Source organism: Streptomyces sp. cf386 (genome assembly GCF_900103585.1).
In the GTDB taxonomy this organism is placed as follows: Bacteria; Actinomycetota; Actinomycetes; order Streptomycetales; family Streptomycetaceae; genus Streptomyces.
This window is the reverse complement of sequence record NZ_FNHV01000004.1, coordinates 1-12,027: the sequence shown is the minus strand read 5'-3', so window position 1 is coordinate 12,027 and position 12,027 is coordinate 1. Positions and strand designations below refer to the sequence as shown.

The 12,027-nt window shown below is 68.3% G+C and carries 10 protein-coding genes; 4 read left to right on the top strand and 6 right to left on the bottom strand.

Annotation, left to right across the window (positions count from 1 at the left end):
• Positions 1-18 precede the first annotated feature (18 nt).
• A complete protein-coding gene (locus tag BLU79_RS11210) occupies positions 19-2,580 on the bottom strand; it encodes a glycoside hydrolase family 32 protein (protein ID WP_093905549.1) in 2,562 nt (853 codons plus the stop codon).
• A gap of 223 nt (positions 2,581-2,803) precedes the next feature.
• Positions 2,804-3,766, bottom strand: coding sequence for a carbohydrate kinase family protein (locus tag BLU79_RS11205; RefSeq protein ID WP_093905548.1), 963 nt, complete (start codon positions 3,764-3,766; stop codon positions 2,804-2,806).
• Between the two features lie 246 nt (positions 3,767-4,012).
• On the opposite strand from BLU79_RS11205, the gene BLU79_RS11200 reads away from it, so the two are divergent.
• From BLU79_RS11200 to BLU79_RS11185, 4 genes are all read left to right on the top strand, one after another.
• Positions 4,013-5,029, top strand: coding sequence for a sugar ABC transporter substrate-binding protein (locus BLU79_RS11200; RefSeq protein WP_093905547.1), 1,017 nt, complete (start codon positions 4,013-4,015; stop codon positions 5,027-5,029).
• 135 nt (positions 5,030-5,164) lie between these two features.
• On the top strand, positions 5,165-6,178 hold the full coding sequence (locus BLU79_RS11195) for an ABC transporter permease (protein ID WP_093905546.1): 1,014 nt from the start codon (positions 5,165-5,167) through the stop codon (positions 6,176-6,178).
• Positions 6,175-7,011, top strand: coding sequence for an ATP-binding cassette domain-containing protein (locus tag BLU79_RS11190; RefSeq protein WP_093905545.1), 837 nt, complete (start codon positions 6,175-6,177; stop codon positions 7,009-7,011). Before BLU79_RS11195 ends, BLU79_RS11190 begins: the two co-directional genes overlap by 4 nt.
• Before the next feature lie 76 nt (positions 7,012-7,087).
• A complete protein-coding gene (locus BLU79_RS11185) occupies positions 7,088-8,110 on the top strand; it encodes a LacI family DNA-binding transcriptional regulator (protein ID WP_093905544.1) in 1,023 nt (340 codons plus the stop codon).
• Between the two features lie 439 nt (positions 8,111-8,549).
• Here the strand turns inward: BLU79_RS11185 and BLU79_RS11180 are convergent, their stop codons facing one another.
• From BLU79_RS11180 to BLU79_RS11165, 4 genes are all read right to left on the bottom strand, one after another.
• Positions 8,550-9,797, bottom strand: coding sequence for an MFS transporter (locus tag BLU79_RS11180; RefSeq protein ID WP_093905543.1), 1,248 nt, complete (start codon positions 9,795-9,797; stop codon positions 8,550-8,552).
• A gap of 246 nt (positions 9,798-10,043) precedes the next feature.
• Positions 10,044-10,709, bottom strand: coding sequence for a nitroreductase (locus BLU79_RS11175; RefSeq protein WP_093905542.1), 666 nt, complete (start codon positions 10,707-10,709; stop codon positions 10,044-10,046).
• Positions 10,710-10,939: 230 nt separating this feature from the next.
• Positions 10,940-11,374 carry a VOC family protein gene (locus BLU79_RS11170; RefSeq protein WP_093905541.1) on the bottom strand — a complete coding sequence of 145 codons (435 nt, stop codon included), beginning with the start codon at positions 11,372-11,374 and terminating at the stop codon, positions 10,940-10,942.
• A 73-nt stretch (positions 11,375-11,447) separates the two neighbouring features.
• On the bottom strand, positions 11,448-12,027 hold a 580-nt coding region (locus tag BLU79_RS11165), incomplete at its 5' end, for a flavodoxin family protein (RefSeq protein ID WP_107489287.1).

Below are 12,027 nucleotides of genomic sequence, written 5' to 3'. Positions count from 1 at the left end.
AGTCGGGATCAGTCGGCGTCAGTCGCGGTAGGAGTCGAGGGGCCAGACGCGGGCCTGGTCCAGCTTCACCGAGCCGTTCTCGGCGAAGATCTGCACTCCCTGGCTGGCGGGGTCGGGGAAAATCTGGTCGGTGATGACGGCCTCGCCGCTGCCGCCGAAGGCCTCGACGGACGACCAGTCGACGAGGATCCGCAGCTTCACCTTGCCGTTCTTCGCCTTCAGAGGCGCGGTCTGGACGCCGGGGAAGGTGCTGTTGAAGTCGACAGCACCGGAGTGGGTGCGGTCGACGTACAGCTCCTGTGTCGTGGTGTCGTAACCGATGACGGTCTCCTCGCCGTCGGCGCCGGTACGCACCTTCAGACCGAAGCGGTCGGCGTCCTTGAGGGAGAAGGTCGCCTCGATGTCGAGGGCCTTGCCCTGGGCCGCGGGGCCGATCAGGGTCTGCGTGGTGCTCTTGACGGTTACGCGGGTCGCTGTCGCCGGGCGCTTCTTCCGGAGGGACTCCAGGCTGCTGACCGGCTTGCTGGTCAGCCGGATCTGGCCGTTGACCGTACGCAGGGCCATCTCCCGGGGGATGCTCTGCACACCGCGCCAGGGGGAGGTGGGGATGGCGCCGCTGTAGTCCCAGTTGTTCATCCAGCCGACCATGTACCGCTTGCCGCCCGGTGCGTTCTCCCAGGACACGGCCGCGTAGTAGTCCTTGCCGTAGTCGGCCCAGTCGGCGCGCTGTACGACGGACTTGGCGGCGGTGTCGGCTTCGGTGAACCGGTCGGCCAGGAGGTGGCCCCAGCCGGCATGGTTCATGTCGACGATCTGGATCTTCGCCTTCTTGCCGGCGTAGGGGCGCAGGTCGAAGGAGGCCCAGTCCAGGGTCTCGCTGTTGGCGCCGGTGGCGCTGCGGACCACCTGGCCGTCGACGATCAGGTTGACGGACGTCTCCTGGGAGACGGGCTGGGTCGGGGCGTCGGACAGCATGATGTGGTCGACGTTGAGGTGGCCCCAGCCGCCGGTGTTGTCGTCGACGATCCTGATCTGCGCCTGCTTGCCGGCGAGGTCGCCGACGTCCCAGGAAGCCCAGTTGAGCGCCTCGCCGTCCTTTCCGGTGGCGCTACGCACCACTTCGCCGTCGACGACGAGTTCGAGGGCGGTGGGTTCGGCGGAACCGGCGGGGTGGTTGCCGCCGCCGATGAGGAAGTCGATGTGCTTCTTGTCGATGGTGAACTCGGGCGAGGTGAGGGTGCCGGTGGAGGTGTCGCCGTTCAGGTAGCTGTTGACCAGGCCGTCGCCCAGGAATCCGGAGACTTCCTGCTGGTTGCCGATGGCGCCGGTGGCCGGTGCCGAGCCGAAGGCGTCTCCGGTCGTCGTCCAGTCGCCGTAGCTGCCGCCTTCGAAGTCGGCCAGGACCGTGCCCTCCGGCAGTGGTCCCTGCTCCATGACGGTTCCGGGCTCGTGCGGGTGCCGCCCGCCGCCGACCTTGAAGTTCAGGTAGGAGCTGTCGACCGTGAATTCGGGCGAGGTGAGGGTGCCGGTGGCGCCGTCACCCGAGTGGAAGCTGTTGGCGAGGCCCTTGCCGTCGAAGCCGTCGACTGTGCCCTGACCGTCCACCGCCCCGGCGGTCGGCGCCTGGCCGAACGCGCTGCCCGTGGTCGTCCACGAACCGAAGTCCGTGCCCTCGAAGTCCTGCACCACCGTGCCGGTGGGCGGGGTGTACGTGCCCTTGTCGTCGGCGGTGAACTTCTTGCCGTCGAAGTCGCCGACGAAGTACTGGGCGGCCGAACCGCCCGCGATGCCGCCGGGGTTGATGTTGACGACCAGGACCCACTTGATCTTCTTCTTGTCCCCGTCGACCGCGAGGGGGAACAGATCCGGGCACTCCCACACGCCGCCCGTCGCGCCGGCCGGCCCGAACTCGCTCTGCAGCTTCCAGTCCTTGAGGTTCTTGGAGGTGTAGAACTGCACCTTGCGCTCGGCGGACAGCGACACCGTCATCAGCCAGCTCTTGGTCGGCGCGTACCACTGGACTTTGGGGTCGCGGAAGTCCTTGGAGCCGATGTCGATGACGGGACTGCCCTGGTACTTGGTCCAGGTACGGCCACGGTCGGTGCTGTAGGCGAGCGACTGCGCCTGGACGCCCGTGGCCTTGTTGTAGCTGGTGTAGATCGCCACCATGGCCGGGTTCTTCTTCGTGCCGAAGCCGGTGGTGTTGTCCCGGTCGACGACCGCGCTGCCGGAGAACACCATCTCGTTGTCGTCGTGCGACAGGGCGAGCGGCAGTTCCTTCCAATGCACGAGGTCCTTGCTCACCGCGTGCCCCCAGGACATGTCTCCCCACGAGTTGCCGTTGGGGTTGTACTGGTAGAAGAGGTGGTACTCGCCCTCGAAGTACACGAGACCGTTGGGGTCGTTCATCCAGTTCTTGTCCGGCGTGTAGTGGAACCGGGGGCGGTAGGTCTCGGAGTGCGGCGGGGTGTCGGCGGCTACGGCCTGGTTGGCGAGCGAGGCCGCCGACAGGGCGCAGACGGTCGCCACCGCCGCGATCATCCGTATACGGGCATGCCGGGATACACGTCCAGAGCTCATGCTGTCTCCTGTGCTGCGGCCGTCCGCGCAACGAAGCCTGCTGCCCGGCGCGGATCCGGCGAAAGGTGACGCCCTCTTCCGGCGCCGTCGTCCACGGCATCGGCGAGGGGTGTCATCGTTGACTTGTGTCATCGATGACACCGAGTGGCCCGATGATGGAGGCAATCCGGCCAATGCGTCAACGGTTCGGCCATGATGTCCTGTTGAGCGGCATGCTCACCCGTCACGCGTGGTCGGTGGCGGCAAGCTGCGCCAGTTGACTCTGCCACGGTGGGTTGGGGCCGGCGACCGAGCAGGTCAGGGCTGCGACGCGGGTGCCGAAGCAGCAGGCTTCCTCGACATCGTCCAGGCGGAGTTCCGTCAGCCGGCCACCCAGAAGCCCACGAGCGCCGAGGTGGTGCAGCAGTCCGGCGGTGAAGGAGTCGCCCGCCCCGACCGTGTCGGCGACACTCGTCGAGACGGCGGGCACCTGGACCCGTTCGCCGTCGAGCGAGGCCAAGGCGCCGTCGGCACCGCGCGTGATCACGACGAGCCGCGCCCCGGCCGCGTGCCAGATGTCGCACGCTTCCTCGGGCGGCGTGCCCGGCAGCAGGAGTTCCAGGTCGTCCTCGCTCAGCCGGAGCACGTCGGCGAGGCTGCACCAGTGCGCCAGCCGGGCGCGGTAGACGTCGGGGTGTACGAGCAGCGGCCGGACGTTGGGGTCGATGCTGATGGTGGCCCGGGGCGCGGCCGATGCCAGGAAGTCCTCCACCACCGCCGCGCCGGGTTCCTTGACCAGAGCCAGTGATCCGGTGTGTACGCAGGCGGTGTCGGCCAGGTCCACCCCGGCCAGTTCCGCGCTCGTCCACTGCCAGTCGGCGGTGGCCTGTGCGTGGAAGGAGAATGTGGCCTGGCCCTGGGTGTTCAGCTCGGCCACGGCCAGCGTGCTGGGCTCGGCGGCCTCGACGGCGTGCGACAGGTCCACCCCGGATGCCTCCAGGTGGGCCCGGAAGAGGCGGCCGAACACGTCGCCGGACAGCCGCGCGAGGAGGCGGGCCGGGGTGCCCAGGCGGGACAGGGCCACTGCCGTGTTGGCCGGTCCGCCGCCCGGGAGCACGCGCAGGGCGAGTTCGTTCCGGGTACTTGCGGGTTCGGTGAACGCGTCGGCGACGCACTCTCCCAGGACGGTGATCCGAGGCGGGGTCATGGGCTGCTCTTCTCTTGGAACGTGCTGGCAGAACGGGCACGTTGCGGGCAGTCGTTAAGCGGCTTCGGGCGGGCGGCAGCCCCGGGCGTTGCCGATTTGTGACGGGTGCAAGGCATTGACGTTGCCTGGAGGCGGAGTCCATCATCCTCGCCAAGAAGTGTCAACGATGACATAAGTCAACGATGACATCTTGGGACGGCATGCCTCGATGCCGGCCGCTCGCCCGCAATCCCGCAGGAGTCGTTCATGTCACGCACCTCTCGTCTGCCCTCCTCCTTGCTCAGAGCCGCTGCCTGCACGGGTGTCGCAGCCCTCGCCCTGACCGCCTGTGGATCCGGATCCGGATCGGGCAGCGCGAGCACTGGATCGGGCAGTATCAAGGTCGGTCTGATCACCAAGACCGACACCAACCCGTTCTTCGTGAAGATGAAGGAGGGCGCGGAGAAGGCCGCCAAGGAGAACGGCGCCCAACTGTCCACCGCGGCAGGCAAGTTCGACGGGGACAACGCCGGTCAGGTCACCGCCATCGAGAACATGGTCGCCGCCGGGGTCAAGGGCATCCTGATCACCCCGAGCGACTCCAAGGCCATCGTGCCCGCGATCGAGAAGGCCCGCGCCAAGGGCGTCCTGGTCATCGCCCTGGACACCCCGACCGACCCGGAGAGCGCGGTCGACGCGCTCTTCGCCACCGACAACCTCAAGGCCGGCGAGCTGATCGGCGAGTACGCCAAGGCCGCCATGAAGGGCAAGACCGCGAAGATAGCCGCCCTCGACCTGGCGCCGGGCGTCTCCGTCGGCGTCCAGCGGCACAACGGTTTCCTCAAGGGCTTCGGCGCCACCGACAAGGATGTCGCCTGCGCCCAGGACACCGGCGGCGACCAGGCCAAGGGCCAGACGGCGATGGAGAACTGTCTCCAGAAGGAGCCCGACATCAACGTCGTCTACACCATCAATGAGCCGGCGGCCCTGGGCGCGTACACCGCGCTGAAGGCCAAGGGCCGGGAGAAGGACGTACTGATCGTCTCCGTGGACGGCGGCTGCACCGGCACCCAGGCCGTCAAGGACGGCAAGATCGCCGCCACTTCTCAGCAGTACCCGCTGAAGATGGCCGCCGAGGGCGTCAAGGCTGTCGTGGCGTACGCCAAGGACGGCAAGAAGGCGTCCGGTTACACCGACACCGGCGTCACGCTGATCAGCGACAAGGCCCAGGACGGCGTCACGTCGAAGGACACCGCCTACGGCCTGGAGAACTGCTGGGGCTGAGCCACCCGCCTGATCCGTAGCCCCCTCAGCGGGGCGGCCGTCCCTTTCTCCCTGACCAGGGGACGGCCGCCCGCTCGTCCTTTTGTCCTCCGACCAGGAAGGACAACGACCACTGTCTTCCGACAAGGACCTCGCATGACAGCCACGACCACACCCCCGGGCACGTCCTCGCCGTACGCCGAGCTCAAAGCACCGACCACGGCCCGCAGACTGCTCACGGCACCGACCACCGGACCCCTGGTCGCCCTCCTCCTGGCCTGCGCCTTCTTCTCCTTCTCGACCGACCAGTTCCTGACCGGCGGGAACTTCTCGCTGATCGTGCAGCAGGTCATGGTCGTCGGCACCCTCGCCATCGGTCAGACCCTGATCATCCTCACGGCGGGCATCGACCTGTCGTGCGGTGCCGTGATGGCGTTCGGCAGCATCGTGATCGCCAAGATGGCCGCCGAGGGCTCTTTGCCCCCGCTCGCCGCCATCGCCCTGGGCCTGGTCGTCTGCGGCGGCTTCGGGCTGCTCAACGGGCTGTTGGTGCAGAAGATCCCGCTGCCGCCGTTCATCGTCACCCTCGGCATGCTCAACGTGGCGTTCGCGCTGACCCACATCTACTCCGAGGAGCAGACGGTCACCAACCTGCCGGGCCCGCTGACGGCGCTCGGCGAGACCTTCCCGCTCGGCCACACCGACATCACCTACGGCTCCCTCGTCACCATCGCCCTGTTCCTCCTCCTCGCCTACGCGCTGAGCAACACCGGCTGGGGCCGGCACGTGTACGCCCTGGGCAACAGCCAGGAAGCGGCGCGGCTGAACGGCATCCGCACCTCCCGCCTGACCATCGGCATCTACACCGTGGCGGGTCTGCTCTACGGCATCGCCGCCCTGCTGCTCATTTCCCGCACCGGAGTCGGCGACCCGCAGGCCGGCCAGACCGACAACCTCGACAGCATCACCGCCGTGGTCCTCGGCGGCACCAGCCTCTTCGGCGGACGTGGATCGGTCCTGGGCACCTTCATCGGCGTCCTCATCGTGGGCGTCTTCCGCAACGGCCTGCAGCTGATGGGCGTCGCCTCCATCTACCAGACCCTGATCACCGGCGTCCTGGTGATCCTCGCGGTGACCGTCGACCAGCTCTCCCGGAAGAAGGCCCGATGACCGCCACCTCCTCCCCCACCCCCGTGCTGCAGGCCCGCGGTCTGGTCAAGCGCTACGGCCACGTCACCGCCATCGACGGCGCCGACTTCGACCTGATGCCCGGCGAGGTCCTCGCCGTCATCGGCGACAACGGAGCGGGCAAGACCAGCCTGATCAAGGCGCTCACCGGCGCCGTGGTCCCCGACGCGGGCGAGATACGCCTCAACGGCAAGCCGATCCAGTTCTCCGGGCCGCAGAGTGCCCGTGCCCACGGCATCGAGACGGTCTATCAGGACCTCGCCGTGGCCGCCTCCATGGACATCGCCTCGAACATGTTCCTCGGGCGCGAACTCCGCCGCCCCGGCGTCCTCGGCAACGTCTTCCGCATGCTGGACAAGAAGCGCATGCGCCAGGAGGCCGCCGAGCACATGGCCGACCTGAAGATCGGTCTGCGCTCGCTGACGCAGGCGGTCGAGACGCTCTCCGGCGGACAGCGGCAGGCGGTCGCGGTTGCCCGTTCCGTCGCCTGGGCCCGCAGTGTCGTCGTCATGGACGAGCCCACCGCCGCGCTCGGCGTCAAGGAGTCCGGTCAAGTGCTGGACCTCATCCGCCGGGTCCGGGACAAGGGCATGCCGGTCGTCCTGATCAGCCACAACATGCCGCACGTCTTCGAGATCGCCGACCGGATCCACGTCCACCGCCTCGGACGGCGCGCCGCCGTTATCAAACCCTCCGACTACTCCATGGCCGAGGTCGTCGCCATCATGACCGGCGCTCTCACCGTCGATGCGGCCGGAGATACTGTCGTAGCGGATTCCGAGGCGGCGAAGGCCGCCGGAGTCCAGGCCACCTGACAGCACGACCCAGCTCTCGCAGTTTCCGGCCGAGGCCGCGGCCGGAACCGAGAGCCCTCAGGAGACGGTTTCCTCCATGGCAGCGAACCGCCGCCCCACCCTGGCCGATGTCGCCCGAGAAGTCGGCGTCAGCGCCAAGACGGTCTCCCGCGTCCTCAACGAGGACGGGCCCGCCTCCGCTCAGACCAGGGAACAGGTGCTCGCCGCGGTGGCCAAGCTCGGCTTCCAGCCGAACCTCATGGCCCGCAACATCCGCGTCGGCGGACCCGACACCACCATCGGCCTGGTCATCCCCGACCTCGCCAACCCCTTCTTCGGAGCAGTGGCCCGCGCCATCGAGGACACCGTCCGCGAACGCGGACTGACCCTGCTCATGGGCTCCTCCGCGGACGACCCCGACCGCGAACGCGCCCTGACGGACAAGTTCCTCGCCCGCCGCGTCAGCATCCTGATCGTCGTACCGTCCGTCGGCGCCGACCACGCCCACCTCAAGGCCCACCGTACGGCGGGACTGCCCGTGATCTTCCTCGACCGACCCGGAGTCGGTCTCGCCACGGACAGCATCGTCAGCTCCAACCGTGCCGGAGCCCACGACGGTGTCGCCCACCTGATCGCCCACGGGCACCGGCGCATCGGATTTGTCGGTGACCTGCCGGTGAAGCTGTACACGCGCCGCGAGCGCCTGGCGGGCTATCGCTCGGCGCTGCAGGAGGCCGACATCTCCTACGACCGCTCGCTGGTCACCAATGCCCACGACCAGCAAGGGGCCGAGGCTGCGACCGCCCAACTCCTCGGCCTGGCCGATCCCCCCACGGCCCTGTTCGCCGGCAACAACATCATGGCGCTGGGGATAGTCGCCGAACTCGCCCGCAGCAAACGCAAGGACGTCGCGGTCGTCGCCTTCGACGACGTCTCACTCGCCGAAGCACTCGAGCCGGCCCTGACGGTCGTCGCCCAGGACCCGGAAGAACTCGGCAGAACGGCAGCGACCACCGCGCTGACCCGACTCGACGGCGACCGCACGCGCGCCCGCACCATCACTGTTCCCACCCGACTGATCGTCCGAGGTTCGGGCGAGCTACTCGCGCCCAAGCGGTAGGCGGCTGTTGTAGTGCTCAACAGCCGCTAGGGCTGCACGGAGATGGGGATGTCGATGATGGGTTGCAGAATTTCGAGGCGGGCCGCCCCTGGACCACGTCCTCCGCCGCACCTGGCCGCACACGCAGGCCCCACCCGAACCCCATTCCGCCCCCCGTTCGCCGGTACGGCGGGCATCTTCACGGCGAAATCCGGGAACCGCCAGAGCGCAAACACGACCATGCACGCAACTGCCTTGGCGAATGGAGAGTTGGCCGAATTCTGACCCTCAAGCCACAGCGAGACTTGCACCAGTCACTCAGCGTTCCTGCGCGCTGGGGAGCGCTTGGGGAGAATCGACTGCGTAACCGGACAGGACGCTGAAAGATCCAGAAAGACGGATCAGCCGCGTCATTTTCAAGCATCGGGACTGGCTCAAGGGACCTCGCTCAGAGTCGAGCTCAGTGAGGCACGGGATCTTCGGAGGCGGGCAGCGGTTCTGCGGTCTTCGGGACCAGCGCGCGGATGGAGGGGGTGGCGACCATGGCGAGGGTGGCGAGGAGGATGAGCGCGGCGGCCGCGTAGAGGGTGGCGTGGAGGCCGAGGAGGAGTACGGCGGGTCCGGCGGCGAACTGGGCGAGCGGGAGCGCGAGGTAGGAGCCGAGATCGTCGTAGGCGTAGACGCGGGCGAGACGGTCCTCGGGGATCTGCTCGTTGAGGGTCGAGTACCAGGCGACGCCGGCCTGCTCGACGCCCACGCCCGCCACGAAGTTGGCCACGACCAGCGCCCAGGTGTACGGGGCGAGCGCGAGCAGCAGCGGGGTCATCGCCGTCAGGCTCATCAGCGCGCAGCCGACCAGGATCGCGCGCCGGGGCCGCCAGTGCAGCGACAGTACGCCGCCGGCGACCGCGCCGAGTGAGCCCGCGGCGACGGCCAGGCCCCATCCGGTGCGGCCGATCCCGGTGGTGTCGGCTACGGCCGGGCCGAGGACGGTGAACGAGGCGGTGATGCCGGCGTTGAGGAAGCAGAAGGCCACCACGATCACCCACACCCAACTGCGGGAAGTGAACTCCTGCCAGCCGACGCGGAGTTCATGCACCACGCCGGGGCTGGGCGCAGGCGGCACGACCTGAACGCGGACCAGCGCGAAGGACGCGGCGGCGAGCGCGAAGCTGAGCGCGTCGACGGCCAGGCCCCAGCCTGGGCCGACCGCGGCGACCAGTACACCGCCCAGCGAGGCGCCCACGATCATCGCGCTGCTGCCCGCGATCCGGGAGAGCGCGAGGGCGGCGCGGCGGGACTCGGCCGGCACGGTCTGGGGCAGCAGGGCCTGAGCGGCGGGCTGGTAGCAGGAACTTGACGCCCCGTTGACCGCGGCGAGCACCATGAGCAGCGGGATGGCGGCGCTGTGAGTGAGAACCAGGGCGGCGATCACCGCCTGGCTCGCGGCGCTGACCACGCTGCTGCCGACCAGTAGCGGGCCGCGCGGCAGCCGGTCCGCCAACACCCCGCCGTACAGCAGGAAGAGGATGCTGGTGAGGGAGTGGGCGCCGACCACCAACCCGAGCGAGCCGACCGAGCCGGTGGCGTCCAGCACGGCGAAGGCCAGGGCGATCGGCGCCACCCCGTTGCCGAGCAGGTTGGCCGTCGTACCGATGAAGAGGTGACGGAACGGACGGTGGCGCAGAGGCGCCAGGGCGGCGGACATGCGCCTGATCGTCGGAGCTGGGCGGCGCGCCCGTCAAAGGGTTATAGGCCTGGCCAGCACTCCGCCAAGGGGTTCACGAACGGGTTCCTCTGCGGTGGCTCGCTGGGGGAAGTCCGCGGGGTCGCCCCGGTACTACCGGCAGGCCAGCTGTGCTCCTTCTACGAGGCGGAGGACGAGGACGAGGCTAAGGAGGACGAGCAGATCGATCCACGCCATCGGGTTCAGCCGATGAGGGGTTCAGGGCGGTCACACGTCGATGAAGCTGACTGTTTCTGCCAGGTCCGCCCGCCCGGTACGCAGCCGTGGCGCGCCTTCCTTCTCGAATCCCACCGAGACACCGCAGAACAGTACGAGCCCGTCATCGGCTCCGACTGCCTGGCTGACGGTCTTGCGGTACATGGTCCACATGACCTGGGGGCAGCTGTGCAACCCTTCCGCCCTCAACAGCAGCATGACCGTCTGCAAGTACATCCCCGCGTCAGCCCACTGTCCGGGCCCCATCGTCCGGTCGACGTAGCAGAACAGGACGACCGGCGCCCCGAACGCCTCCGAGTTCAAGGCGGCGATCTTCCTGGGCCTGTCGGGGTCGTCGCGCTCGATTCCCAGGGCCTTGTACCGCTGGGCGGCCGCGGCGGAAAAACGGTCCAGGTACGGCGAGGTCAGTTCGGCCGGGTACATCGGATACTCCCGGTCATCACCCGGGTCTCCCGCGAGCGCCCTGGCCGTCGCACGCCTCTTCAGTTCGGCCAAGGGCTCGCCGGTCACGACATACACATGCCACGGCTGGAGGTTCCCGCTCGACGGAGCCCGCGTCGCTGCGGTCAGCACTCGTTCGAGTATCTCCTTCGACACCGGCTCATCGCTGAACGCCCGCACGGCCCGGCGACTGTCCACGGCCTCATACACATCCACGTCGTCGCGTCCTCTCTCTCGACCGGGCCTCTCCACCGGTGTGACACCGCCGCCAACGTGCATGACTCCCCCTCGCCGTTGACCCGATCGGTGAGCCTCCTGTCGGGAAGGTCGGCCAACCGAAGGCGAGGTCTGCCGCGAGGAGCGCTCCTGGCCGTTCAGACAGCCCTCTCACCCTGCAGGAGAGGTCCAAGGGAAACGGCTCGCCACCTCGCCGACTCAGCGGATGTTCAGTCGAGACAGAACTCGTTGCCCTCGACGTCCTGCATCGTGATGCACGACTCGTTCTCTTCATCGGCCACCAGCGTTCGCACATGTACGGCGCCGAGCGCGACCAGTCGTGCGCATTCGGCCTCAAGCGTGGCCAGGCGCTCTTCTCCCACGAGTCCGGTGCCGACCCGTACGTCGAGATGCACCCGATTCTTGGCGACCTTCCCTTCAGGAACCCGCTGGAAGTACATGCGCGGGCCCACACCTGAAGGGTCCTGGCACACAAACCATGAACCCTGCTGCTCAGGAGGCTGCGCGGCTTTGAAGTCGTCCCAAGTGGCGAACCCCTCCGGTGGCGGCGGTACGACGTACCCCAACACCTCGCACCAAAAGCGAGCGACCCGCTCAGGTTCTGCGCAGTCGAAGGTGACTTGGAACTGCTTGATCGTTGACATCGGCGCACCATAGCAGGGGGACTCTGCTGCTCATTTGGCTACGCCGGCTCTGTGCACCTCGGGCGTGAGCCCCTCAGCGGTGTTCGGGGTTGGCCGCGTCGGAACGGCAGCCGGCGTCCCACTCGGAGCGCTGGTTGCCGTGGGCGGGGACGCCGCCCGAGCGCTTGAGCAGGGCAGCCAAGTGCATCAGGTTCCAGGTCATGAAGGCGGTGTTGCGGTTGGTGAAGTCGTTGTCCGGGCCGCCTGATCCGGGGTCGAGGTACGAGGGTCCGGGGCCGGCCGCGCCGATCCAGCCGGCGTCGGCCTGGGGCGGGATCGTGTAGCCGAGGTGCTGGAGGCTGTAGAGGACGTTCATCGCGCAGTGCTTGACGCCGTCCTCGTTTCCGGTGATCAGACAGCCTCCGACGCGGCCGTAGTAGGCGTACTGGCCCTGGGAGTTGAGCAGCGAGGAGCAGGCGTAGAGCCGCTCGATGACCTTCTTGGTGACGGAGCTGTTGTCGCCCAGCCAGATCGGGCCGGCCAGGACCAGGATGTCCGCCGCCATCACCTGCTCGTACAGCGCGGGCCACTCGTCGGCCGCGAAGCCGTGCTCGGTCATGTCCGGATACACGCCGGGGGCGATGTCGTGGTCGACGGCCCGGATCTCGGATGTG

What these genes read in the sequence shown, in the direction of transcription:
- BLU79_RS11210 (WP_093905549.1), bottom strand. Translation starts at nt 2,580, where the DNA reads ATGAGCTCTGGACGTGTATCCCGGCATGCCCGTATACGGATGATCGCG.
- BLU79_RS11205 (WP_093905548.1), bottom strand. Translation starts at nt 3,766, where the DNA reads ATGACCCCGCCTCGGATCACCGTCCTGGGAGAGTGCGTCGCCGACGCG.
- BLU79_RS11200 (WP_093905547.1), top strand. Translation starts at nt 4,013, where the DNA reads ATGTCACGCACCTCTCGTCTGCCCTCCTCCTTGCTCAGAGCCGCTGCC.
- BLU79_RS11195 (WP_093905546.1), top strand. Translation starts at nt 5,165, where the DNA reads ATGACAGCCACGACCACACCCCCGGGCACGTCCTCGCCGTACGCCGAG.
- BLU79_RS11190 (WP_093905545.1), top strand. Translation starts at nt 6,175, where the DNA reads ATGACCGCCACCTCCTCCCCCACCCCCGTGCTGCAGGCCCGCGGTCTG.
- BLU79_RS11185 (WP_093905544.1), top strand. Translation starts at nt 7,088, where the DNA reads ATGGCAGCGAACCGCCGCCCCACCCTGGCCGATGTCGCCCGAGAAGTC.
- BLU79_RS11180 (WP_093905543.1), bottom strand. Translation starts at nt 9,797, where the DNA reads ATGTCCGCCGCCCTGGCGCCTCTGCGCCACCGTCCGTTCCGTCACCTC.
- BLU79_RS11170 (WP_093905541.1), bottom strand. Translation starts at nt 11,374, where the DNA reads ATGTCAACGATCAAGCAGTTCCAAGTCACCTTCGACTGCGCAGAACCT.